The sequence below is a fragment of the Verrucomicrobiia bacterium genome, assembly GCA_035946615.1.
Lineage (GTDB): Bacteria > Verrucomicrobiota > Verrucomicrobiia > Limisphaerales > UBA8199 > DASYZB01.
In genome coordinates, this window is the sequence record DASYZB010000019.1 from 1 (window position 1) to 25,302 (window position 25,302).

At 58.5% G+C, this 25,302-nt stretch carries 21 protein-coding genes; 9 read left to right on the top strand and 12 right to left on the bottom strand.

Features of this window, described 5'->3' with window-relative positions:
* Window positions 1-552: 552 nt before the first annotated feature.
* The gene (locus VG146_03140) at window positions 553-702 is read right to left on the bottom strand and encodes a hypothetical protein (protein HEV2391337.1); all 150 of its coding nucleotides are present in this window, start codon (window positions 700-702) and stop codon (window positions 553-555) included.
* A 29-nt stretch (window positions 703-731) separates the two neighbouring features.
* On the opposite strand from VG146_03140, the gene VG146_03145 reads away from it, so the two are divergent.
* Window positions 732-2,330, top strand: a complete 1,599-nt coding sequence (locus tag VG146_03145) for a sulfatase-like hydrolase/transferase (protein ID HEV2391338.1) — start codon at window positions 732-734, stop codon at window positions 2,328-2,330.
* A gap of 54 nt (window positions 2,331-2,384) precedes the next feature.
* On the opposite strand, the gene VG146_03150 is transcribed toward VG146_03145, so the two are convergent.
* Window positions 2,385-2,843 (bottom strand): RES family NAD+ phosphorylase, encoded by a 459-nt coding sequence (locus VG146_03150; protein ID HEV2391339.1) that lies wholly within the window; start codon window positions 2,841-2,843, stop codon window positions 2,385-2,387.
* 451 nt (window positions 2,844-3,294) lie between these two features.
* Window positions 3,295-5,565, bottom strand: coding sequence for an Ig-like domain-containing protein (locus tag VG146_03155; protein ID HEV2391340.1), 2,271 nt, complete (start codon window positions 5,563-5,565; stop codon window positions 3,295-3,297).
* Between the two features lie 1,032 nt (window positions 5,566-6,597).
* On the opposite strand from VG146_03155, the gene VG146_03160 reads away from it, so the two are divergent.
* From VG146_03160 to VG146_03175, 4 genes are all read left to right on the top strand, one after another.
* Window positions 6,598-6,906, top strand: coding sequence for a WYL domain-containing protein (locus VG146_03160; GenBank protein ID HEV2391341.1), 309 nt, complete (start codon window positions 6,598-6,600; stop codon window positions 6,904-6,906).
* A gap of 560 nt (window positions 6,907-7,466) precedes the next feature.
* Window positions 7,467-7,736, top strand: coding sequence for a hypothetical protein (locus VG146_03165; protein HEV2391342.1), 270 nt, complete (start codon window positions 7,467-7,469; stop codon window positions 7,734-7,736).
* A gap of 313 nt (window positions 7,737-8,049) precedes the next feature.
* Complete coding sequence (locus VG146_03170) at window positions 8,050-9,117, top strand: hypothetical protein (GenBank protein ID HEV2391343.1); 1,068 nt, start codon at window positions 8,050-8,052, stop codon at window positions 9,115-9,117.
* Window positions 9,118-9,185: 68 nt separating this feature from the next.
* Window positions 9,186-10,475, top strand: coding sequence for an O-antigen ligase family protein (locus VG146_03175; protein HEV2391344.1), 1,290 nt, complete (start codon window positions 9,186-9,188; stop codon window positions 10,473-10,475).
* Window positions 10,476-10,572: 97 nt separating this feature from the next.
* On the opposite strand, the gene mtnA is transcribed toward VG146_03175, so the two are convergent.
* Entirely contained in the window at window positions 10,573-11,772 is a 1,200-nt protein-coding gene (gene mtnA / locus VG146_03180) for an S-methyl-5-thioribose-1-phosphate isomerase (protein ID HEV2391345.1), read from the bottom strand.
* Entirely contained in the window at window positions 11,772-12,143 is a 372-nt protein-coding gene (locus VG146_03185; GenBank protein ID HEV2391346.1) for a hypothetical protein, read from the bottom strand. Before VG146_03185 ends, mtnA begins: the two co-directional genes overlap by 1 nt.
* A gap of 141 nt (window positions 12,144-12,284) precedes the next feature.
* On the opposite strand from VG146_03185, the gene hpnA reads away from it, so the two are divergent.
* Complete coding sequence (gene hpnA, locus VG146_03190) at window positions 12,285-13,364, top strand: hopanoid-associated sugar epimerase (GenBank protein HEV2391347.1); 1,080 nt, start codon at window positions 12,285-12,287, stop codon at window positions 13,362-13,364.
* A gap of 233 nt (window positions 13,365-13,597) precedes the next feature.
* On the opposite strand, the gene VG146_03195 is transcribed toward hpnA, so the two are convergent.
* The 5 genes from VG146_03195 to VG146_03215 form a co-directional block, all read right to left on the bottom strand.
* The gene (locus VG146_03195) at window positions 13,598-14,305 is read right to left on the bottom strand and encodes a LysE family transporter (GenBank protein HEV2391348.1); all 708 of its coding nucleotides are present in this window, start codon (window positions 14,303-14,305) and stop codon (window positions 13,598-13,600) included.
* A gap of 9 nt (window positions 14,306-14,314) precedes the next feature.
* Complete coding sequence (gene pssA, locus VG146_03200) at window positions 14,315-15,163, bottom strand: CDP-diacylglycerol--serine O-phosphatidyltransferase (GenBank protein HEV2391349.1); 849 nt, start codon at window positions 15,161-15,163, stop codon at window positions 14,315-14,317.
* Window positions 15,164-15,167: 4 nt separating this feature from the next.
* Complete coding sequence (locus VG146_03205) at window positions 15,168-15,866, bottom strand: phosphatidylserine decarboxylase (GenBank protein ID HEV2391350.1); 699 nt, start codon at window positions 15,864-15,866, stop codon at window positions 15,168-15,170.
* 18 nt (window positions 15,867-15,884) lie between these two features.
* Window positions 15,885-16,367, bottom strand: a complete 483-nt coding sequence (gene ribH, locus VG146_03210) for a 6,7-dimethyl-8-ribityllumazine synthase (GenBank protein HEV2391351.1) — start codon at window positions 16,365-16,367, stop codon at window positions 15,885-15,887.
* 65 nt (window positions 16,368-16,432) lie between these two features.
* Window positions 16,433-17,629 (bottom strand): bifunctional 3,4-dihydroxy-2-butanone-4-phosphate synthase/GTP cyclohydrolase II, encoded by a 1,197-nt coding sequence (locus VG146_03215; GenBank protein HEV2391352.1) that lies wholly within the window; start codon window positions 17,627-17,629, stop codon window positions 16,433-16,435.
* 470 nt (window positions 17,630-18,099) lie between these two features.
* On the opposite strand from VG146_03215, the gene VG146_03220 reads away from it, so the two are divergent.
* Both VG146_03220 and VG146_03225 read left to right on the top strand, forming a co-directional pair.
* On the top strand, window positions 18,100-19,758 hold the full coding sequence (locus tag VG146_03220; GenBank protein HEV2391353.1) for a DUF6600 domain-containing protein: 1,659 nt from the start codon (window positions 18,100-18,102) through the stop codon (window positions 19,756-19,758).
* Between the two features lie 8 nt (window positions 19,759-19,766).
* A complete protein-coding gene (locus tag VG146_03225) occupies window positions 19,767-20,759 on the top strand; it encodes a hypothetical protein (GenBank protein HEV2391354.1) in 993 nt (330 codons plus the stop codon).
* Window positions 20,760-20,813: 54 nt separating this feature from the next.
* Here VG146_03225 and VG146_03230 read toward each other — a convergent pair whose 3' ends face one another.
* Window positions 20,814-21,692: a LysR family transcriptional regulator gene (locus VG146_03230; protein ID HEV2391355.1), complete on the bottom strand. Its 879-nt coding sequence runs from the start codon at window positions 21,690-21,692 to the stop codon at window positions 20,814-20,816.
* On the opposite strand from VG146_03230, the gene VG146_03235 reads away from it, so the two are divergent.
* Entirely contained in the window at window positions 21,685-23,931 is a 2,247-nt protein-coding gene (locus VG146_03235; protein ID HEV2391356.1) for a VacJ family lipoprotein, read from the top strand. The two genes, VG146_03230 and VG146_03235, sit on opposite strands and share 8 nt — an antisense overlap.
* 102 nt (window positions 23,932-24,033) lie before the next feature.
* On the opposite strand, the gene VG146_03240 is transcribed toward VG146_03235, so the two are convergent.
* Window positions 24,034-25,101: a hypothetical protein gene (locus VG146_03240; protein ID HEV2391357.1), complete on the bottom strand. Its 1,068-nt coding sequence runs from the start codon at window positions 25,099-25,101 to the stop codon at window positions 24,034-24,036.
* Window positions 25,102-25,302 lie beyond the last annotated feature (201 nt).

The following is a 25,302-nucleotide window of genomic DNA, read 5'->3' on the forward strand; positions in this document are numbered from 1 at the left end:
GCTATCGGCGGATTATTGACCATTTGCCATGTGGGATTTGCCATTTCGGTTATCGACCCCCGTCTGAAATCTCAATTCTCAAACTTGCAAGCTCTCCCGAACCGGCACCTCCGTCTGCCCACCGCCTACGCCAATTGCACCAAATTGCACCTGGTTGCACCAAATTGCAGCTAATTGCGCCAAATTGCAGTTCGACCCTTTTCGCAGAACGATAAAACCGGCCAAAATGCTTGGCCCCGTTCCCCATCACTTCGATTTGCTGGAACGCCTGGGACGGCTTGGGACGGAAGTGGGACGGTTGCAAGAGTGAGAATCACCCGTGTTTACCGGCCTTGGGACGGTGGGACGGCTGTACACCCCCAAAGCACCCCCTCTCCCCCTCCCCAGCCCCCCGGCTCCGCGCCTCCCGATCCCTTCGATGTTTGAATGTTCGAAGTTGAGCGTCGCTCAATCGGCATCCGCCGGTAACCCACGGTAACCGTACGGTCGCCTACGGTCACGGTAACCAAACCGCCCCCAGACACTGGCTGGCCATTGGGACTGTGAAAAAGGCTAAAACCGCGCAATACGGGCCACCGCGCCAACCCGAAAGCCAATCTTGACGCGTGACTCGGTGGCTCGGTGGCAGATGGTCTTCACGGCCTTGGTTAGCTCCTCGCGGGTGCCTTCCGAGGCATCGAATTTGCCGACGCTGGTTGCCAACGGGGTGCGCTGCTCTTAGGATGCCCCGGATGAAGCCGCGCAGAAATCGGCAACGCAATAGGGCAGAAACCAACCGAACGATTAAAATCGGACGACGGGCATGGCTCCTGGCTCTCCCCTTGGCCGCGTTCGTCTCCGGCCACCTGCCGGCGGCTGAACGGCCGCATGTGTTGCTCATCCATGCCGACCAGGTCCGCTGCGATGCTTTGGGCGCCTACGGGAACGCCCAAATCAAAACCCCCGCCATTGATCGTCTCGCCGCCGATGGCGTCCGTTTTGACAACAGCTTCTGTTCGTTCCCCGTTTGCACGCCGTCGCGGTACTCGCTTTTGAGCGGGTTGCCGGTGCACGAGCATCGCGGATGGAACAACCATTGCACGTTGCCGCCGGGCACGCCCACCTTCGCTTCTTTGTTCCGCCAGGCCGGGTATGCCACCAAGGCGGTGGGCAAGATGCATTTCGCACCGACCTACCTGGATGTCGGGTTCAGCGAACTGGAATTGGCGGAGCAGGACGGGCCGGGGCGGTGGGACGATGATTACCATCGCTACCTGCGCCGCCTGGGGTTGGTGGATGCCAACGACCTGGAAGATCAGCGGGCCGAATACCGCAGGCACGCCCGGCGCATATACTGGGAGAATGTCGGGGCGCTGCCCTCGAACCTCGACGAAGCGCATTACAGCACGACCTGGATCGGGGATCGCGCCGTCGAAACCCTGGAGAAATGGGATAAGAAATCGCCCGCGCTGCTCATGGTGGGGTTCATCAAGCCCCATCACCCCTTTGATCCGCCCGAACCGTGGGCGCATCGGTACAACCCGGACACGATTTCGCTGCTGCCGGGTTGGGTTTCGCAGACCCCGGCGCAAGACCTCGCGCTCGATCGCGGTTACTTCACGAACCAGGTTCTGACGGCAGCCAATGTGCGGCGGGCGACGGCGTTTTATTTCGCGAGCCTCTCGGAACTCGATGCGCAGATCGGGCGCATGATTGAGGTCCTCAAGGCCAAGGGCCTCTACGACTCGACTTTGATCATTTTCACGTCCGATCACGGCGAGTACCTGGGCTTTCACCACCTCTTGCTCAAGGGCAATCACATGTACGACCCGCTGGCCAGGGTGCCTTTGATCATCAAGTACCCACACGGCCGGGCCGCCGGTTCGGTGCGCGATCGGTTGGTCAGCAATATCGACGTGGCGCCAACCATTCTGAAAGTCGCGGGCCTGGATGTTGCCCCGACGATGCGCGGGCTGAATCTCGCCGATCCGGCCGCCACGCGCGAGATCGTCTTTTGCGAAACGCGGCCGCGGGTGATGGCGCGGACCCGGACGACCAAGCTCATCCTGGACACCGTCCGGCCCGCCCGCAGCCTCTTGTTCGATCTCACAAAGGACCCGTTGGAAATGACGAACCTGTACCCTGAGCCCGCCTGGAAGGAAGAGGTCGCGCGGTTGAGGCGTGCCATCGAAGACTGGCGCCCGGCCAGGTTGCCGCCGGTTTACCTGGACGAGAATGCGCCGCAAATCAACCAACTCAACGTGCCGCGCGACCCGGGGCATCGCGCAGACATCGCCGACTGGTACGCCGGCCAAATGCAGAAATGGCGGGCGGCGAATGGGGGCGAATAAACTTGCAACCTCCAGGAGACAAACCGCAGGCGCCCGGTTGATACACTTCTGTGATCAGGCCAGCAGTCGCGGGTCGAAAGCAAAGTGCCCCGGCTTTCCAATGGAGATTTTTTTGAAATCGGGATGCGCTGGATTAAGCAGGTAGTTGGGTTCGCCAGAGACGATGACACTCGGCAACGCCAGGATCGCGGACCGTCCAGCCCGCGCCCAGGCGTCACCTACGTGTTTCGCAGCAGGCGGCGGGGGTTCCAAACGCCAGTCCCGAGGAAGGGCCGCTAACGGAGCCGTTTCAACGGGTGTGTCTGCAAACTCGATACGAATGGGCACGTATTTGAAAATCACCGGAGGGTTGAGATGAACAAGGCTTTCCAACGCGTCCAGGGATTTGGTGCTGCTTGTGTAAACCACAGCCACCCCCCGTGAGTTCCATCGGCCACCAGCCTTGGCCGCTCCTTCACCCGTAAATGCGGTAGCGGCGTGCTTTTCCTTAATGATGCGCCAGGCTTCAGGCATCAATTGAACCTGGAGATGTGACCCAAGACGTGACCCCTTTTGATTCCGCGTGCGCGGCAGCTAAGAAATGAAAAGCCAAATCGAACCAAACTATGGGTTGACCCCACGCACACGCACTACGCAACGACCAAGATTTGGTCCACAACAGGCATGACGGTCTCAGAATTCCTCTCAAACATCTCGAATGCTTGAACGAGGATTTCCTTCGCAGTTTGCGGGGGACTTTTCCGCATATCAGTGAGGCTGCTTCGGTGGATAGCGGTAAATGGATTTATTCCAAGCAGCGTTGATTTCCTCTAGGCCATGTCCCTCGTAAAACGAACCTCATTGTCAAATTATTGAAATTGAAAGGAATTTGCTTTTTGGCACGCGAATTGTTTTGTACGCTGCGCGGGTGATCGCAAGTTGTGCCAGCCCTCCTGGGCGGCATCAGTAAATGTACCAATAAGTTTCACTTGTTCGGCGTCAGCAGAAAGGAGCGGTAACCCAGCTCGTTGGTGCGTGTGCCCTGGCCGATAATTTGGCCTTTGTCGTTGATGCCGGTAGCGACATCCAGCACCCACCCTGAATTCGTCGGGATATAAGCGTTCAGATCATACATGTTGGTTACCCAGAGGACGGCGTGGCTGTCGGTGTATTCGCCGCCGACACTGGGCCAGGAGTCGCCGACGACGGTTCCGAAGTTATTGATGCACCAGGCGCGGCTGAAGTATCCGTTGGTTCCCAGGTCGGTGGCCAGGTTGCCGCTGGGTGCGCCGTTGTTCCCTCGCCAGGCGACGGCGCGGGGCTGGGTGTATTCAGGCTCAGTGGTAGATGCTGGTGAACACACGCCCGCAGCCTGCTCGAGGTCATTGACGCTATAGGCCAGGCCCGACTGACAGCCGGGCAGGTTCTCCAAGGGTGCCGCTTGCGCGTTCGTCACCTGGTAAACATTTCCCACGAAGGCGTAGGCGTAACTGGCCGAAATGCCATTAAAGATAAATTGTCCTCCGGCCATGAAGCCGCAGTTGTTGATGGCCTCGGGGGTCGGCAGAGGCTGAGTGCGGGGGTCCAGACCTTCCCATAGATAGGCCACCCTGATGGGCAGGGCGCTCAAATCCAGCAGAAACGCGGAAGACCAGCCTGGCACGTTCGTCGAAATAAGCGAGGCTTGGCCAATAACCTGACCTTGGTCGTTGATGCGAAAGGCATCACTGAAATTGGGGGAACCCAACGACCCGTAGGTGGAAAGCGTGCTGTTCAGGTCCTTTGGACTGCTTCCCTGCCAAAGCACGGCATGCCTGTATTGCTTGGTAGATGAAATGGTATTTGGTTTGATGGACCAACCAACGACCTCATCATTACCGTTGATACTCTCCGCCACGGCCTGACCGCCACCAAGGTCCTGTAGAGCGGTCATCACGCTATTCTGACTGGTTTTCCAAATATACGCCTGCGGGGTCGGATTATTCGCGGTGCCGGAATTAGGGGTGTCATTAGTTGGGGAGAGCGAAAGCCAAGACAGACCTGCCCCATGCCCAGCGCGGTTGAGGGCGGCCGGCAGGCTGCTGATTTCGGCGGGCAAAGCGCCCAAATCGGTGATGATGTAACCATGAGTTGGAGGCGGTAGGCCATCGCCAAGGGACGACCCGGTAAGGGTGACTTCGACAGAGATGGTCACCGGCGCGGCGAGGGCATATTTGTTGTTTACGGTAATGTTCGCCAGGCCGGGCGCCACCCCAATCAGCAGGCCGCTGGCTCCGCTTCCGTCCACTACAGCCTTGGATACCGACGAGGAACTCCAAACCATGGCGCTGGCCGCCAACGGAACGTGTTCGCCATTCGCATTGGTGGCGATGACGGTCAGGTTGGTTTCCTGACTCACTCCAATAGTCAACGACTGCGCCGGCGGCGGCACGTTGGTTATCATCATGCCGATAATCTGGAACGCGTCCGTAACGGTGGCAAAGGCCGTGAGCGCCAGGTTGGTTGTCAAAGCCACCTGAATGGTAGCCACACCCGGGGCCACGCCCGTCAGTTTGCCGGTATAATCTACTGTAGCAATAGGCAGGGTCAGGGAGGTCCACGTCAGCGCGCCGGATTGCGCGGTGACAAAAACCACATCATTGCTGGCGTCAAAGGCGGTCGCGCTTAGTTGCAAGCTTCCCCCGACGGCCATGGTGGCGTTGGTGGGGGTGATGATCAGATTGGTAATGGCATTGTCGGCCAGCGTGAAAGTCTGGGTGACAGGCGCACCGCCGGTGACCGTGAAGAAGAATCGCGCCTCCTCGAAGGGCACACCCGCGCCATTGGGCTGCGGGTAAGCGTCCGCTACTACCGTATAACTGCCGTTTGCAAGGATGAAGCTGACGGTGGCTTGATCGATATTGGGCGACAGGTTGACTACCTGGTTGGTCAGTGCCTTGCCTTTGGCATCCTCGACCGTAAACACCACGCTCCCGGCAATGGTCAAGTCCAGCGGCGTGGGATTTGTCGACGGGGATGAACCCGACCACAACAGCGCGAATACCGCGCTCGGCGAACCGGCAACCGGCCCGAGGTCCACCGCCCGGTAAAACCCGGTTCCAGTTCCGGCGGATGCGCTCGCCGCGACTTCCGCGTTACTGGTGACACTGTTGGTCATTAGCAACACTGCCCAGTCCAACAGATTGCTGGAAGTTTCAAATTCATAGGTGTGTCCCGGCAGACCGCTCAGAACCAGGTTGAGTTGAGGACCTGCCATTTGGATTCCCAAACGAGGGGCAGGCGGTGATTGCGCTTTTGCCGGTGCCGCCAGCCATAACCATTCTATCGCCCAAGCGGCGAACCCCAACCACATCCAGAGCCTAGCTCTAGGCGTGCCGTGGCGGTTATTGAGGTGAAACTGCTTTTGGTTCTGCCGGATGAGGAGAATTATTGAAATTGTTTTGTACGCTGCGCGGGTGATCGCGCTGCTCGCTCTGAACGAATTTGATTTCATATTTGTCCTGAGTTTGGCGGTTTAACAGGCTCGACGTGGGCCTTCTTTAACCTTGTTCGGAGAATGCTCTGATCCAGATGACTCCACAAGCGTTTCCCTGCAGCTGGGTTATCGTGCTCGGACCGTGCTGGAAATGGATCGGGGGCCAGAGGTCCTCGCCCCGATGGTATTACTGCCAGGATGCGCCCTGGCAGGCGTCTCTGCAGAAACCCTGCTTGACCTCGCAACTGCTGGCAGCCAATTTCAGCCCGTGCGGTAAACCAAACCAAAGCCGCCGTTGGATGCGCTTTGCCATCATCACCACTCTTCGCCAGGAAAAGCTGGGCGGGACGCCTGCGCCACGCAACGCAATTGAATTGAAAAATTGAAAAACTGAAATTGAAAGGGAATTGCTTTTTGGGCACGCGAATTGTTTTGTACGCTGCGCGGGTGAAGGAGAATTGGTTTTTCTGTGTCCGGGCGCATTTTCGAGCATTTTCCGCCACTGGTAAGGAAACCATAAAGCCAACTGGCGGCAGTTGGCAAGGCAGAAGCGCACTTTAGCGTCTGAACCGGGTCCCAAAGCGGGTGGAATTGGGGTGGCAGGACGGCAGGACCGTGGTTGAGCGGCCAGACAGTCCGAAAAGGTGCCTGACGTAACGACACCGATTCTCAGCCTGGTGTGGCGGCAAATCCAGTTCAGTCGGTCACGACATTTTCGTAATCGGGCGTCGGGTCCACGTCTAGGCAGGCCTGCAGGCCTAATAGGTCCAGGGGCCTGCAGACGCCGCCAGCGGAGGGCGAGCCGGCGGGTCGTTGGTTGCCCTTAACCCGGCGGCTGGACGGGTCGAGACCTTCGCCCTCTCGCGCTGCCGCTCCCTCACTGGAAGCGGGGAACACTTCGCGTCGCCCGCGCCATTCGACCCCGAGGCGTTTTTCAAGCACGCTTTGGGCATCAGCCAGGCCGAGCGCCCCTGGAATGTGCGGTTGCTCTTTGCCAGGGAGGTCGCCACGTACATTCGTGAGCGGGTCTGGCACCCCAGCCAGCGAATGCGCGAGCGGCGCGATGGCAGCCTCGAGTTGCGGCTGGAGACCTCAAGCCGCAAGGAACTAAGGCGGCGGTAAGAAATAAAGGTAGCAACCTGCCTTGCTCTTTTGCCGCCCAGCTTCGTTGTTCACTCGTTACAGATCACTGCGGATATGCGCCTCGTTCACGCCTCGCTGGGCGACAAAATCCCGCCAGCATCTTGCCACCTTTATTTCTTACCGCCGCCTAACCCGCTGGGTGCTCTCGTGGGTGCCTCACGTCCGAGTGCTGGCCCCGCCAGGACTCCGGGAACGCATCTCATTGAGAGGTTGCGACTCGGACTGTCCTCGAAGAAAATCTGATGCTGTTACGCTTTGAACCTGCTGTGTTACACTTTCAACCAGGGGTCACCCATTAGGGCACTGATCAAGCAGGAAAAACGTTTCCGTCCCGATTTTTTTCTACTCGGTTTTTCCGCGGGCCTTTCGTTCCATTTTGCCAGGCTCCTGATTCAAGCCTGTGGCGTCGGCTGCTACGGACCAGGACGAGGGGGAAGGCGGCAATCTTTTTTAAAAACGTGTTTTATTGAAAATTTTTCACTTGGACAGCCTTTGTCCAAGTGCCGTGGCTAAAGTTGTCCTCAAAAGAAAGGAAAATTATGTTTGAAGGACAATTGGAAATGAGTCTCGACAGCCAGGGGCGGCGCCGGTTCACGACGCGGCGGCAGCGCCGGTTGAATCGGGCCCAATGGTGGTTTCAGCGGATGCGCCAGGCGGTGGATCGCGCCATCGACTGGGAGCCCGCCCCTCAAGGGCCACCGCAGCAAATTTGGTTTCCGGTGGCTCGCCTGCAATTCAGCGAACGCAGAGAGCCGCAGCCGAGAACGGAAAAGCCGGAGGTCATCGAGCAGCGGCTGGTGTGGGAATGAAGGCCGTATCCCCGGTATGAAAGAAAAGAATGGGAATATCGGGTGGGCGGGGCAGGTACTATAAACAGGTTTCTAGATACACAGCATTGGGTTATCCCAAGACGCCAGCACTTCACGAGTAACGCCTCAGTGACTACGGGGCTGCCGGCTGAAGCCGGCGTTCCGGACGCGCGGAACGCCGCCTTTAGGCGGCAGCGCCCGCCGTCACTAACCGATTACCTTCACGAAGATTTTTGTCTCGCACCCATGGTCAATGCACGAGATGTTTTGATCTTTGAAATGCCTCAAGCAATCCCCTAATTTGGGCTTTGCGATGGCGTTCAAAGATTTTCCCGGACAACAGCAGGGCATCCGTTTGCTGCAGCGCTCGATTCAACAGGACCGGCTGGCGCACGCTTACTTGTTCACCGGCCATCACCTGGATGAATTGGAGGCCATGGCGCTGACGCTGGCAAAGAGCCTCAACTGCGCCGGCAGCGCCCCTAAAGGGGGTAAACCCGTCGATTCCTGTGACCACTGCCTCCCCTGCCAGAAGATAATGCACGGGAACCATCCGGACGTGCACTGGGCCAGGCCGGAATCCAAAACGCGCGTCATCACCACCGAACAGATGCGCGAGTTGATGCGGGCCATGCAGCTCAAGCCCACCGAGGCAGAGTATAAAACCGCCATCATTGTTGCAGCCGACCGGTTGCGCGTCGAGGCCGCCAATGCCTTTCTCAAGACACTGGAAGAGCCGCCGCTCAAATCCATCCTTATTCTACTGACCACCGAGCCACAACGGGTCCTCGAAACCATCACATCACGCTGCCTGCGGCTCAATTTTGCCGGCGAAGGCCCGCGCCCGTTGGACCCTGCCCAGCAGCAGTGGCTGGCAACCTTCAGCGAAATGGCAGGGGCCGAAACCAAGAGCCTGCTGGGCCGGTACCGGCTGATGGATGTGCTGCTTCGCAAGCTCAATGAAACCAAGGAGGGCATCGACAAGGCCCTGACTGCCCGTTCGCCCTTGCAGCAGTATAAGGACGCCGATAAGGCATTGATCGAGCGCTGGGAAGACGAGCTGGCGGCCGCCATTGAAGCGGAGTACCGACGGTATCGCACCGAATTGCTGGCCATCCTGCAGAATTGGCTGCGCGATGTGTGGCTCAGGACCTTGAACATGGGCAGCCAGCCCGCCCCAGGCGAGGCCAGTAAAACCTTGGGCGAGCACGGACTCCTGCGCTTCCCGGACTTGCCTGGCACAGAACGGGTCGCGCGGCGGATTTCCTCGAAGGAAGCGCTCGGCAACCTGGATGTCATCGAGCAACTCCAACAACGGCTCTTCACTAATGTCCAGGAGGCGCTGGCCCTCGAAGTGGGTCTGCTCAAACTCCGGCTCTGATTATGCCACCGCGTTCCGGTCGCGAGGGCGTCCATGCCAATCCTGGCCGCAGGAGGGATTTGGGATCCATGTCAGCGCCACAATCCAAGCTTTGGGCCAGTGTGTTTTCGGGCACTTTTGGCGGATTCCTCGGGCTGACTCTGCTCAAGTTCGGGAATCTGCCGATTATGGAGAAATTCGTCACGGCGCCGGCGAATATTTATGAGTTTCTTTTGGGGTCACCCTGGCCGGTCCAATGGGCCTACGCGCTTTTGATCGGCGTTGCCCTGCTGGGCGCAGCAGGGGCGCGCCGGAACTCGAATGCGCCCCGGTGGCTGCTGGTCCTTCCGCTGGTCTGGCTGGCCTGGCAATTCGTGGCCACCAATGATTCCTGGCAGACAGCCCTTTCCCGCCCGACCTGCTGGCACTTTGCGGCCTCTGTGCTTTGCTTTTATCTTGGGTACTTTTCGCTGAGCCGCGTTCGGCAACTCGGTTTATTCTGGGGGGCATTGCTTGCTTGTTTCCTTCTGGTACTGGCTGCCGGATGGCAGCAGCACTTCGGCGGACTCGAAGAAACCCGGCGATACTTCTTCGCGTATATTTATCCCAAAGGCCCAGTGCCTCCTGAATACCTCAAAAAGATGTCCAGCAATCGGATTTTTTCGACCCTTTTTTACCCCAACGCCCTTGCCGGCGCTTTGTTATTGCTCCTGCCCCCCCTGCTCTACAGCATCACCCAGGCGCGCCGCCTATTAACCCCAGCCGCCCGGTGGTTTGTGATCGTGGCTGGTTTGGCCGGCGGGCTGGGTTGCCTTTTTTGGTCCGGCTCGAAGGGGGGCTGGCTGCTGATGCTGCTGCTTGGGTTGATAGCACTATTGCGCCTTAATTTCCGCAAGTCTTTGAAGATTGTTCTGGTGTGCCTGGTTTTGGCCACGGGTTTGACAGGCTTTTTCTGGAAATACGCCGGCTTCTTCCGAAAAGGGGCAACCAGCGTCAGCGCGCGTTTTGATTATTGGCACGCGGCCTTTGTAACCACGAAGGAGCATCCGTGGATAGGAACGGGTCCCGGCACCTTTGCCATCCCATATGAGAGGATCAAGCGGCCTGAGGCCGAGATGGCGCGGCTTACTCACAACGATTACCTCGAACAGGCCTCGGATTCAGGCCTGCCCGGCTTTTTGATTTATACCCTCTTCATCGTCAGCGCGCTGGTGTATGGGGTCCGAGCCAGACAAATCGACGGTTTATGGTTCCTGTGGCTTGGTCTTTTAGGTTGGGCTTTGCAAGGGTTGATTGAGTTTCCGTTGTATATGCCAGCCCTGGCATGGCCGGCCTTTACTTTTTTCGGCCTTTTGCTGGGGAGTTGCCGGCGGGGCTAATGACAGACCGGCCGCCTTTGGTTCACCCGGAAGTTGCTGATCAGAGACTCCTTACGTCGTCTCCTACAGCCAGGAATTGTGAACCATCCCTCTTTGCTCAAACGTGCCAACCCAACTGGCGCCGGTGGGGCCAGAGTTCGCGTGGTTTGAAAATTCCCTGGGCCGTAATGATGCCGGTGATGAGTTCGGGTGGAGTGACGTCGAACCCAGGATTGGCGGCATGGCTCGTCGCGTTGGCCACCCGCACGTAAACGCGTCGTGGGGATCTCGTGGGCGAGGCGGATGAGGGCTGGTTTTTCAGAACCGCACCGAACTCTCTGCTCGTCAGAGGTCTCGAGGGGCTTCCCTTCCCTCTGGGGTCTGCCACCACACCCCAAGCCCCGAGCACCTCGCTTTCGTCCCGCTCTTCGATGGGAATGGCGGCGCCGGATTTCAGGCTCCAATCGATCGTTGAGAGTGGAATAGCGACGTAAAAAGGAATCCCGTGCCGGTGCGCCAGAACGGCTTTGCTGTAGGTGCCAATCTTGTTGGCCACTTCTCCGGTGCGGCCCAGGGTGCGGTCGCTGCCGACAATTACCAGGTCAATTCTCCCGCGTTGCATCAGGTGACCGGCGGCGCTATCGGCGATGACCTGATGCGATATGCCTTGCTGGGCCAATTCCCAGGCGGTCAGGGTAGCGCCTTGGGAGCGGGGGCGGGTCTCGTCGCAAAAGACGTGAAATGCCTTGCCTTGTTCATGAGCGGCATAAAGCGGGGCGGTAGCGCTGCCGATATCGACGAAAGCCAGCCAGCCGGCGTTGCAATGCGTCAGCACGTTCATTCCATTGCGAACCAATCTTGCGCCGTGGCGGCCAATATCGCGGCAATGACGCACATCTTCGTTGGCAAAATGCTCCGCAGCCGCCACAGCCAACTGCTGTTGTTCCTCGACCGTTTGGCCGGGCTGCATCGCCGCGCGAACGTGGTTCATGGCGTTGACTGGGTCCACGGCAGTGGGGCGGGCGGATTTCAGCGTTTGATAAACGCCCTCAACATGGCGGCTGAAGGCCTTTAGGTGGCGTCCGCGAAAGGCGCGGGCCCCTTGGGCCAGGCCGTAAGCAGCCGTGGCGCCGATTGCCCCGGCGCCGCGAACGACCATATCGGTGATGGCGCGGGCGGTCTGGCGGAAATCGCGGGCCTGAACAATGGCAAACTGATGCGGCAGGAGGCGTTGCTCGATCAGCAAAACGCGATTGGAATCCGCATCGAAAGAGACGGTACGGTACTGGCGGGCGCGCCCGCGAACGGTGACATTCACTAGCTGATCTTCACCTTCATCCGCCGGATTTTATCCTGGATGCCCCGGTAGAGCGGGTGTTTGCGGAGACGCCGCAAGTCCGGGTCGCGCGCAAGCCATTTAAAATCGCGGTAGCCCAGGGTGAGGGCGCGTTCGAGGGCGGAAACGGCCAGGTCGAAGTCGCCATTGAGAGAGTAGCTGCATGCGAGGTTGTAAAAGACCAGTGGATTGCGCGGTTCGAGCTTCGAGAGGCGTTCATCGACAGTCAAGCTGCGCTCGAACCTGCCGCGCTGGGTGTAATGGTCCCCCAAGACCTGCAAGGCTTCCACATAACCAGGGTCGCGGCCAACGATGCCTTCCAGGAACGTGATCTTGACATCCAGGTCACGCACTTCCTTCCGAGATAATCGCCTGGCTCGGGCACTGCTCTTTAGCGGCATACGACGGGCTGCATTGTTTGCAAGCCTCCCTTTGAAGTCAAGTAGCTGAGTGGCTAGAAAGAACGTTTTTAGTTTTTCTTAACTTTAAGTGCGATGATGCAGCAAAACTGGAAAAATGATTTTCCCTGGCGGATAAATGGCCTATTTTCCGGGCCACTATTTATGGTCTGCTTCGTCACCGGCGCTTCGGGGTTTCTCGGGGCGAACCTGGTTAATGAACTGGCTGCCCGCGGGCACCGGGTGAAGGCGTTGTTGCGCCCCGGCAGCGATCAACGCGGGTTGCGCGGCGCCGCCTTCGAGGGGGTGGAAGGAGATTTGATCCGGCGCGAACCGCTTATCGCGGCGATGCGCGGGTGCGACTGGTGCTTCCACTGCGCGGCCAGTTACCATCTTTGGTTGCGCGACTACCGCCCGATGTATGCGGCCAACGTCGAGGGCACTCGCACGGTGCTCTCAGCGGCGGCGGCGGCGGGTTGCGTCCGCATCGTCTATACCAGCACGGTTGGCTGCATCGGCCTGCCCAAACCGGCAGCAGGACAACTCGTGCCTACGGACGAAACCACCCCGGTGTCGGCCACGCAGATGAGCAACCATTACAAGCGTTCAAAATGGCAGGCGGAACAAGCCGCGCTCGAACTGGCCCGGAACGGGTTACCGGTGGTAATTGTCAACCCGAGCGCGCCCGTTGGCCCCCGTGACGTCAAGCCAACACCGACCGGCCAGGTCATTGTCGATTTTCTGAATCGCGCCATGCCGGCGTTTCTCGAGACAGGACTTAATTTCATTCACGTTCGCGATGTGGCGGTGGGGCACATCCTGGCGGCGGAAAAGGGACGCGTTGGTGAACGCTACATCCTGGGGAATGCAGAGGGCAATTGGACGCTGGCAGAGGCCTTTGCCATTCTTGAAGAAATCTCCGGCGTACGCGCCCCTAAAGTTCGTGTCCCGTATTTAGTGGCGCTGAGCGCGGCGTATGTGAATGAAGGGATAGCCGTTATTACCGGGCGACCGCCCAAAGCCCCTTTGGCAGGTGTCCGCATGGCGCGCTACAAGATGTTTTTCAATCCGGCGAAAGCCATCCGCGAACTGAGCCTGCCCCAGACACCGCCAGGGCAGGCGCTGGCGGATGCGGTCGAGTGGTTTCGAGGCAATGGTTACGTCCGCAAGCAATAACAGAAATGCGTGAGCACATTGATTTTTTCGACGCTTGACAAATGCATTTCGGGACGCATGAGTTTTGGGACCAGGCACCGCAAGTCCACTTAAGTGCGCACAAGGAAAAATGTGGGTAATGACAAGGGCTTCCAACGCCCGCTGGAATGTCGGATTCTGCGATGGGCATGTGGAGAATCTGCGAGCCAATCAGAGGCTCGGGACATTTTCAAATCTCTACAAGAGGTGGGATTCTACGAATGCGGCAACCTCAGTTCGCCTTTGCGCAGGTGCCAGATGATGGTGCCGGCGTGAATCAGGGCCAGAACCAGCAAGATAACGCCGGAGATGTGCTCCATGCGCAAGAGGGTCTTTGCGCTAAATTTGCCTTTCCCGAGGGAGACGGCCCAGCTTAGTCCAAGGAACCACAATCCGGTGCCCAAGGCCACCCCGCCCACGCAGGCCAGCTTGCCGGGCCAATCCGGCGAAACCAGCTCGCGCGAGATGAAGTTGGCCGCCAGGATAACCCAGAACACCAACACCCCCACATTGCCCATGACCCGGACCAGCCCCGTCAGGAACGCCGAAGAGGGGTGGAACCGCGCGCCCAAGCGGGCCTCGAATCGATCGGCAATCGCGCCAAAATGGACGGCGGAGGATTCAACCGACTTGGCCATGAGGAATTTAACGCCAAGGAACAAAAGGAAAACAAAACTGAACACCTCCATCCCGGCGCTGACGTAACCGCGCGAGAAGAACGACGCCAGACCCGTGAAAGCAATGAAACAGTAAATGACTTCCATTGCGGTGGCGCCCAGGCCGATCAGCAGGCCCCATCGGAAGCCGCGCCGCGCGCCTTCGTTAATAATCGTGAGGTTAATTGGCCCGACCGGGATGGAGAGGGCAAGGCCGGCGACAAAACCGGTCAGGCCGGCAACCAGGATGGGAGGGAAGGCGGCCATCGGCGGTTCTCAAGCCGCACCCAGGCCCTCATCCTCGTCGTCTTCCTCAATCTCCCGGCGGACACGACGCGAGATTCGTGGCCGGATGAAGCCGTACACCAGGTAGAGTGTAAAAAAGGCGGGCAGGACATAAAACAGGACGAGCCGCCACAGGACCAGAAGAGAGCCAACAAACAAGGCGGCGATAATGGCCTTAGTGAATGTGCTGCTCGAGCGCAAGCCCAGCGATTTGAAGCTGGGGTATTTGACGGTGCTGACCATCATGGCCGAGAGGAACAGGAGCACGATGGCAAGCAGATAGCCCCATTTGCCGATAGTCTTGTCTTTCTCGTTCAGCCGGATGATCAGCAGCGTGAGCGAAGAGACCAGGGCGGCCGAAGAAGGAATGGGGAAGCCCAGGAAGTCCTTGGTGGCGCCGGCTGTGGGCTGGGCGGCCAGGCAATTGAACCGCGCCAGGCGGAAGGCGCCGCAAATAAGGTAAATGGAAGCAATGAACCAGCCCACCTCAGGATGGTCCAGGAATACATCGTGCAGCACAATCCGGTGCACCAGAAACGCCGGCGCTACCCCGAATGAGATCATGTCCGCCAGGGAGTCGAATTCGCGGCCAAAGGGGCTTTCGACTCCGCCCATGCGCGCCACACGCCCGTCGAACAGATCAAAAATGCAGGCCAGCAAAATAAAACCCAGCGCCACTTTAATCTGCTGGAAATCCTCCGGGAGATTGGCCTCGACGATTTTGGTGAGGGCCACAAAACCGCAGAAGAGATTGCCGGCGGTGAGCAGGTTGGGCAAAAAGTAAATCTTAAGCTTTTGCTCGGGCGATTCGGCCGATGGAGGGGAGTCGGGGCCCGGCATATCATCAACTCGTCTGCGGGAAGACCGCCAGGATCGTCTCGCCGCCCACGACGTGGTCTCCCAGCGCCACCTTGATTTCGGCGTCCATGGGCAAAAACACATCCACCCGCGAGCCGAACTGGATCAAGCTGATGCGCTCGCCGCGTTTGACTTCCTCGCTCTCTTGGACAAAGGGCACAATCCGCCGGGCGATGACCCCGGCGATGAGGCGCACGGCGAGCTTGCGCCCGGGCAATTCGCTCGATTCAAAGCCGAGCAGGACATTCTCGTTGTGCAGGGCCGATTCGGTTTTCAGGGCATTGAGAAACTCGCCCATCGAGTACTTGAAAAAGCTCACCCGTCCGGTAATGGGCGCATTCTGGACATGGACATCGAATACCGAGAGGAACATGGACACGCGTTTGCATTCGCCCCCTATAACCAGCGGTTCGGTCGTGGTATCAATAACGTCTATCTTGCCATGGCCGGGGGAGACCACCAGATTCGCTCCGGTCGGCACGTGCGGGGTTGGGTCCCGAAAGAAATAAAGGGTGAATAGAGAGAAAAGAACCCACAGGACCAACAGAACCGGGACCGCGACAGCCGAAAGAATCGTCCCGATGACGGAAATGACTGCGATCAGCGCCCAAATGAGAAAGCCCAAAATGAGCGAGATCAGGAGTAGTTTAAAAGCGGCCCCCCGCGCTCTACCCGAATGTTTCATTGGCCCCCAAGGTAAGACTTAACCCCCACTGGTCAAAGCCAAACTCTGCATGACTTTGGCTATGGCCAGCGCCGTTTGCGCCGCTTCGGCGCCGCGGTTGCGGTTTTTATCCAAGCAGCGCGCGCGGGCTTGGGCCTCGTTTTCGAGCAGGAGCACTTCATGCACCACCGGCACCTGGCAGACCAGTTGAATCTCCATCAACCCGCGGCTGACGGCTTCGCCGATGTGCGCGGCATGAACGGTTTGGCCGCGCAGGATGACACCCAGGCAAATAATCGCGGCGGGTCGCCGGTCCGCGCCTGCCAGACTAGCGGCCACCACTGGAATCTCGAAGGCGCCCGGAACGCGAATGACCTGAACCCCCCTGGCCCCTGCGCGCTTGAGCTCGGCGCGCGCAGCGCGGAGCATGGCTTCCACATACTGCGCATTGTACTGCGAAGCAACGATGACAAACCACCCCTCTGGTGCGCGAACCTTTTTCCGTTGAATGTGCTTAAGCATGGGTGGGAGGTGAGGGGAGAATTAACGGTCTTGCAAGAACAAACTGCGGGTTTGCTGCACGATCGCTAAAGCAGGTGTCCCAGTTTCTCACGTTTGGTTTGCAGATAGCGCCGGTTGTGGGGATTGGGTTTGACCCGGATGGGCACCTGCTGGACGATCTTCAGCCCGTAGCCTTCCAACCCGACAACTTTGCGCGGGTTATTGGTTAGCAGCCGGATGGTTTTTAAACCGAGGTCGGCCAGGATTTGGGCGCCTAAACCGTATTCGCGCAGGTCCATGTCAAAGCCGAGCTTTTTATTGGCCTCGACGGTATCATAGCCCTGCTCCTGCAATTTGTAGGCCTTGATTTTTGGCGCCAGCCCAATGCCGCGCCCTTCCTGGCGCATATACACAATGACACCGGAGCCTGCTTCAGCCACCTGGCGCATTGCCTGGTGGAGTTGCGGGCCGCAATCGCAGCGGCGTGAGCCAAACACATCGCCGGTCAGGCACTCGCTATGGACGCGCACCAGCACATTGGGTTTGCCGGCCACATCCCCATGGACCAGCGCCAGGTGATGCTGGCCGTCCACTTTGGATTGATACAAATATAGATTAAAATCGCCGTAGTCGGTCGGCATTTTGACCACTTCGATGCGCTCGACCAGCTTCTCGCGCGTGCGCCGGAATTGGATGAGGTCGGCGATGGTGCATATCTTGAGGCGGTGTTTGCGGGCGAACTTGAGCAACTCGGGCAAACGCGCCATCGAACCGTCGTCGCTCATGATCTCGCAGATCACCCCAATCCGCCGGCACCCGGCCAGGCTCACCAGATCAACAGCCGCCTCGGTATGACCGGCGCGCTGGAGGACCCCGCCCGGACGCGCGCGCAACGGGAAGACGTGCCCTGGTTGCACCAGGTCCTCGGGCACCGCGGTCGGCTCGGCCATCCGGCGAATGGTTTCGGCGCGGTCGGCGGCGCTGATGCCTGTTGTAATCCCACGCGCCGCATCGACGCTGACCTGGAAATCGGTTTTGAACGTCTCCCGGTTCTGGCGCACCATGCGTTCGATGCCGAGTTGCTGCAAGCGCTCGGAAGTGGTCGGGACGCAAATCAGGCCGCGGCCATACTTGGCCATGAAGTTGACATCGGCCCCGGTGATGAACTGGGCGGCCATGATCAAATCTCCTTCGTTCTCGCGATCGGCGTCATCAACCACAATAACCATCTTGCCCTTCCGCAAATCGGCAATGACCGTTTCGATGGGATCAAACTGCGACATAGTAAAGAAAGGATGAATGATGAATGATGAATTCCAAGCTTTAACTGGCTGGCGGCGGTCCCTCGGGCTCCTCGGTAACCGCCAATGAACGCATTCATTCGCTGTTTAGAGCCCCTGAATACTTTCCCACACAATCAAGTCGAACTTTGGAAGAGTTCCTCGTATAGTAATTGGACTCTTGCATCGAAGTTATGAAAAGCGGGATTGGTCGGAACTTTTTGGTTGGCGTGCTGGCAATGTTTATTCCGCTCGCCGCCTGGTGCCTTGCCAAAGGGACCAACTCCCCGCCAGCCTTGTCAACGCTCACCGCGCCCAGTTCTGATGCTTCACCCGAAGCGGCTGGGGTTCAGGATAGTGCGGCGGAATCAGCGACACATCCATCTAGCCCGGCCCCCCAGAATCCTGTTGCATCCACAAAACCGCTCCCGCCCAATTTAAATCCATCGAGACCACTGGCTGAAGTCATTAAATTGGCCGACTCCGGGGTCGAGGAAGGCGTGCTGCTGGCGGTTGTTACGAATTCCCCAAGCACATTCAACCTGGGTGTGGACGAGATTATTTACCTTAATGACATCGGCGTTCCAGCGGATGTGGTGACGGCCATGATCCAGCGCGACCAGGCCATCCAGGCTGCTTCGGCTCAGTCGGCCCCGCCTGTTTCTGAGGGACCGGCTAATGGACCCGAAATGGGGGCGATGGCGCCTCCAGCGACACCGCCCGAGGTCGCTCCAGCGCAAGAGCCGCCCCCGCCAGACTATACCGGTGGAGGCTATCCCGCGCCCGCGCCCGCTCCCCCGCCTGTCGAGGATGTCAGTTATAATGATTTTTACGGTTCATTGGCCCCTTACGGAAACTGGGTGAATGTGGATGGCTACGGTCCATGCTGGCAGCCAACGGTTTCATTCGTCAACCCCGGCTGGCAGCCCTATTTCGATGGAGGCTGCTGGGCGTACACTGATTGCGGGTGGTACTGGGCATCGAATTACTCCTGGGGCTGGGCTCCGTTTCATTATGGCCGTTGGTTCAGGGATTCTCATAGGGGCTGGTGCTGGGCGCCGGATACAGTGTGGGGGCCCTCGTGGGTCTCCTGGAGATACAATTCGGGGTATTGCGGCTGGGCCCCGCTGCCCCCCGGCACCGGCTTTCAGGGTGGAGTGGGGCTAACCTTCCAAGGCCGCCCAGTGCGCAACTCGGACAATCTGGGCTTGGGTCCGGATGCCTTTCATTTTGTGGCCTGGAGGCATTTTAATGACCGCCACCTGCACAACTATGGCCTGCCACCTCGAGAGGTGGCCGGTCTTTATGCACACACGACGCCGATCAACAGAATCGTCCGGCAGAACAATACGGTTATCAATCAAGGCATTCCGCGCGAGCGCGTCGCGGCGGCGACGCACCATCAAGTGGCGCCGGTCGCAATGAACGGCGCCCGACCGTTGGCCGGGCGCCCGGGACGCTCGGACGCCAATTCCAGGAACTCACGTGCTTATCGAGGGCAACTGCCTCAATCGGCCTTCACCAGAAGCCCTGCGGACCTTCAGGAGCCGCTTGCGGGTCCAGCCCCATCAGTGCAGGGTGCAGCGTTGGGGCGGCCCGAAAGACTGGCTGCAAGGGCGCCCTCAGCGCCGAGCTTCAACAGGGGAGAATATCCTCCTGGTTCGCTTATCCTGAGAGGGCAATCAGTTCTTCGTGCCACGCCGGCAAGAACTGAACCCTTGGCGCCTGCTGCGGACACTGTTTCGCCACTCGGATGGGCTCAGTCGAGACAGCCATCGGTCCGCCAGGATGCCGGACGCTCGACGCCCTGGCTCCAAAACAGCGCCCCCTTCGCGCAACCGCAGACCGTTCCGGCCGCCCAGTACGCTGCGCCGGTTGCGCCAGCCTGGCAATACCGGATGCCTGCGTACCAGCCAAGACCCCAGCCAGCTCCGGCTGAAGTGCCCCGTTACCGCTCTGAACCTTATTACGTCCCGCAGCGCTCCTACGCCCCGCCCTCATACTCTGCGCCTCGCCAGTCGGCTCCTGCCGAAGCGCCGCGTTACTCTCCGGCGCCAACGCGAGGCTTGGCCCCTTCTGCCCCTGCGGCTGCCCAGGCGGGGAGTTCCGTCGCGAACAATGGCCGCCGCTGATGCCGGTCATGAGCGCCACCATGAGTCCCAGCCCCTCTCCCCACTTCCATTCGCGCGGGGCTTGGTTTCTAATGGTTCTGGCGTTCCTGTCCTGCGCCATCCTTTTTGTCCGAGCGACCAACTCGACTAATGTCTATTCAACCGGATTCGAGAAAACCGAAGGTTATAACCCGGTTTTGGAACTGGCTGGACAAAAGGGTTGGGTCAAAGATACTTCAAGCACCGGTGGAAACGGCCTCAGGGCGAATTTTCTGGGAAGCCAGGGTGGTTACGTTGGGCTCATTCCGCTTAAGCCTACTGCCGATGTGATCTATGTCTGGCAACCGATTGATTTCTTCGCGGTTCAGGACGGATTTCCAATCGTGAATTTCTCGGTCTCAATGGCCATTGATGATTCCTCAAACGGCCAATGGGATAATTTCGACTGGAGCGTTTTCAACGCGCAAGGGGACAAGTTGTTTTCAATTGATTTCGACAATTACGCCCTGGAGGTCAATTACGCCCTGGATGATACCAACGGGTTCATTTTTAGCGGCCTTACTTTCGCGACCAATGCGCCTTATACGCTGAACCTGACCATGGATTTTGCGCACAATACCTGGGGCGCCACACTGAGCGGCCTGACCGTCGCCACCAACCTGCCCATCACAACCACTGGCGCCCCCCTGAACCTGGGTGACATCGACGCGGTTTGGGGCATCTATTACACAAATGCCCCTGGGAACAATTTCATGGTTTTCGATAACTACACCATCACGGCCTCTCCGGCCCCCTCGCCGTTGCCGCCGCAACTGACCTCTCTTGGGATGGGGCCGAATGGAGAGTTCCTGTTGCACTTGGCGGGGTCGTCTGGTTTTCAGTTCGCCATCGATGCTACAACGAACTTCAGCCAATGGACCCCGTTAAAGACTAATGTGGTAACCGGCGGTTCATTCGATTTTTTCGATAACGCCGCCCCCGGTTTTCCGACGCGTTTCTATCGCGCGCGCTTCGTTCCGTGAACGCCAGAGGCCTGGGCGCAGTCCCCGACGCTTCGCGCGGACCAGATAGTTCGATCAGATCAGGCCTTTGGCCCGCAATTGTGCCTCATCCAAAAAGGTCTGCAACAGCGCGGAGGTCTTTCCACGCCAGAGCGCTCCAACCGCGACGGACGCGAACTTGTCCTTGGGCAAAGGCAAGGCCCGGATGCCCGTTGCGAGCACGGTTTTGGGCACCAGGACAGATAACCCGATTCCAAAACCGCCCGCCACGTAAGTCTCAATTAAATCAATCGAGCTGACCTCGATGCTGGGAAACCAATCCACCCCCAGGCGGGCCAGGCCATGCTGGAAATGACGGGAAATGCCCTCGGCTTCAGGCAAGCAAATCAACGGCTCCTCGATGCGGTCACGTTTCCAAAGCTGTTCGGCAGAAGTAATCGGACTGTTCTTCTCGACCAATAAAGCCAGCGGCACGTCCAGCAGGGCCATGGAATGGATGCCGGGCGCTGTCTTCTTTTCGATGAGTGTAATCGCCAGGTCCAGTTCCTCACGCTCGAGGAGGGCTTCAAGCTCGGCCTGGTAGCCCTCGCGCAGGGAAATCTTTAAACGCGGATACTTTTTTCGTACGCTGCGAAAGAGCTCGGGCAGATGATCGCGCAGGACGATGGTCGATGCGCCAATACGGATTTGCCGTGCCTGCCCCCCTTGCAGATCGATGGCGACGGCATCCAGGTTGCAGAAGAAGGGCTCAATAAAACGATAGAGTTTCTCTCCTGCGGGTGTCAGCGCAAAGGGGCGCCGTTGAAACAGGATCACTCCGAGGAATTCTTCGAGTTGCGCCACTTGCCCGCTGACAGCCGGTTGCTGGATTCCGTAGGGAATATTGCGCACGGCTTCTGTGATGCCACCGTGTCGAGCCACGTAATAAAACAGCTCGAGGTGATGAATGTTCATGCCCAATGATTGGCCGGTCTTCGCCGCACTTATAGCAATCGCCCCTGAGCAAGGCAAGGCAACATTGGTCCCGCGCATTTATTTGCCCACAACCAGCTTTGACCAACTCCCCTCCTGGCACTATTCTCCGGTTCACGTCGTGATCAGACAGAACCAAAAGCCCCCGCCTGGCGGCCTACCCCCAAAAGGCTGTTGTGAAAAGCCGTTCCATGACAGGAGCCGCAGTCAGGAGCAGCCACGCGAAGCTCGCAATTTAAAGGGCTTCTGCTTCGCTCGTGGCCAAAACCAGAGCCTCTTTACGCCGGCCCCTGCAATTTTAAAATGCGCCCTGACGGCGCTCCTTGCGGTGCTGAACTCCGCCGGCAGTGCCTGGGCTCAAACTGCTCTTAACGGTCGCGGCGCCAACCAAACCGCCGCCGCCGCAGAGAGTGTTGTGCTTCCTAAATCCGTTCCCGACCCCTTTGAGCCATTCAACCGCGGGATGTGGGCCTTCAATCGCGGGTTGATGACCGACGCCATCAAGCCCACTGCGAAAGTGTACCGGCTGATAATTCGAAAACCCATTCGGACTGGCATCGGAAACTTTGGCCGTAACATCACTTATCCAGGGCGCCTGGTGAATAATCTGCTCGAAGCAAAATGGGCGGGCGCCCGCGATGAAACTTACCGATTCGCCTGCAACACGGTGGTTGGCGTAGCCGGTTTCATTGACGTGGCCAGCAAATGGAAAATCCCCAAAGCTGACGCCGATTTCGGGCAAACCTTTGGACAATGGGGATGGAAACCGGATTTTTATCTGATGCTTCCGCTTTTTGGTCCCAGCAACGACCGGGATACGGTGGGGTTGGCTGCGGATACAGCCGCCAATCCTCTGAGCTATATTACTCCCTACCCGTTTACCCTGGGCGACCCTTCCACCTACGTCAGTCCGTACACCTATTGCGCCTTTGGCATTACCTATAATGACCTAAGCGACTCGGTGGACAGTTATGTCCGGTTCAGCAAAACGGAGATGGACGCCTACTCCGAGCTGCAATATGCCTGGACCTTTGTGCGGCAGAATCGAGTTGCGGATTTCCATGTCAAAGGCCAGCCGGATAAGGCCTCCTTGGAAACGCTGCAATCGGTCTTCTTCACGTACAAAGACCCTGAGTTCCCCAACCACGCAAAGACCCGCTCTGTCTGGCTGCCAAGCACACGCAGGAAATTAAACTTCACCTATTGGCTCCAACCCCGGCAGGCGCCGGTTGTTTATATCGTACCCGGATTGGGCTCGCACCGGCTGTCCGAAACGGTGCTGGCGCTGGCCGAGCTGGTTTATGACAACGGCTTTTCAGCCGTTTCAGTGAGCAGCACGTTCAATTACGAATTTATGGAGCACGGCGCCACGGCAGCGGTGCCAGCATATACTCCGGTCGATGCCCATGATTTGCACGTGGCGTTGACTGAAATCGACCGGTGGCTGCGAGAGACTCACCAAGGAAGGCTTGGCGCCTCGGCGTTGCTCGGCTACTCGATGGGCGCTTTTCAATCCCTTTATATTGCCGGAACCGAATCGACCAACCAGGCGCCTTTGCTCAAGTTTGAGCGCTATGTGGCCATCAACACGCCCGTTCGGTTGCTGTACGGCATCTCGAAATTGGACGAGTTTTACCAGGCGCCGCTGGCCTGGCCAGCGCCGGAACGGACTCAGGACATCGAGAATACATTCCTGAAAGTGGTCGCCCTGACGAAGAACTCGCTTGCGCCGAAAACCTCGCTGCCATTCGATGCTATCGAGTCCAAGTTTCTTATTGGCCTGGCGTTCCGGCTTATCCTTCGGGATGCCATTTACACCAGCCAGCGCCGGTTCAATATGGGCGTTTTGCATCACGCGCTCGACACGTACCGGCGTGAACCTGTCTATAATGAGATTCTGCAATTCTCTTATCAGGGTTACCTCGAGCGGTTCTTAATTCCGTATTATTGGATGCGAGGGATTGACTTGAACGCCCCCGACGCGCTCGAACGAGCCAGCGATTTGCGGACCTACAAGGCAGGGCTTCAGGCCAACGCCAAGATACGGTTGATTCTTAATCAGGACGATTTTTTACTGCCTTCTGAAGATTTACAATGGCTCCAGGCAACCCTTCCGACTAATGCAATCACCCTCTTCCCCGAGGGAGGGCACCTCGGGAATCTTGCCAATCCGGTTGTGAAAAAAGCGATCGTCCGCGCCCTGGACGGATTGAAGCCATAGAGGACTACCACGGCCAAGACGCTGGCGCACCATGGGGCGCCGGTCTGCGCAAAGCGTCGTGGACTGAGCCGGTCCTCTGGCGCTTTTGGGGCGAGCCTCGGGCTAAGGGCCTATTACAATTGCCCGGTAAAAGAACGAGCCGCGCGGAGTTGGGTCTAACCATTGCAGGAGGTTGCCTGACGGGGCGTTGGTGTTCAAAGGGGTCCAATCCACCAAATTGCTCGAACCGTCGATGCGGTAAACGAGCCCCGGGACGGCAGCGGCGGAAAGTTGGTATTGATTATTGGATGAGCTGGCCGCTAACACAAGAGAGGGCGGCTCGCCCGGCCCCGTGGTGATTAGCCGGAACCGCGTGCTGGACCGATAACTGCCCAATCCTAACGCGCCCGGATAGGTTATGGTATCAATTGTCATGACTTTGTTAAAGCTGAGCCAAGCCAGGTAGAATTGATTTGGCAGGAGGGTTCCCGCTGGAATTGCGGTCGAGGCAGTCAGGCCATTGAGCGCCCCGGCCATTCCATAACCGGGCGTCTCGTAGGCCAGCAGCCCTGCGGCATTCGTCACCAGGAGTTGGATGAAATCCACACCGATTGCGCCGGCAAAAGGGTTCCAGGTCAGAACGAAATCACTACCGGAATCGACCAGTTGCGCGCTATACCAATCCGTTACTTGCGGGGCATTAGGATAGGCGTCCGCCGGCAGTGTCAGCGGGAGGTCCCTGGGTCCATCGGTGGCGCCGTTGATTGTGACCGAGTAAGTCCCACTGGGAAATGTTTGATCCAACGCGGCCTGGGTGGGCAAAGGGTCGCTGAAATCGAAGGCTTGGCCGCCGGGTTGGGCGCTCAGTGGTTCGATGGCAGCCAGGGGAGTGGTAACCGAGGCGCTGAGGACTGTATTGGACCCCGTTCCCTGGACCTCGCAATCAAACCCGAACGGGGCGGAGGCGTCCGGCGCCGGGGGTCCCGAACTGGTCTGGGTGAAGGCCAGCTCCTTAAAGATGCTATAGGTTTGGACATCGCCTGAGACGAGTTGAATATTGAACTTGGTGCGTGTTTGAAAATCCGACAATCCCAGCACCCCAGGATAGTTCGTTGTATTGATAGCGTTGATTTTTGTAAACGTGACGTGAATTTCAGCGCCTATGCCCGCAGGCAATGTCCCTGCCGCCACGATGGCATTGGTAGCACGCCCGTCCAGGGCCCCGGGTTTCCCGAGGTCGGGTGTTTCATAGAGCTCACATTTTGGCGCTAATTTAGGCCCCGAACGGGCTCACAAATAGCCTAGCTCTTCGGCTCTCAGTTGAACGGCGACTGCGTGCGGGCTGATTTGCAGGGCGTCACTGAGGAAGCTCTCCACGGTCTGATCAATGGC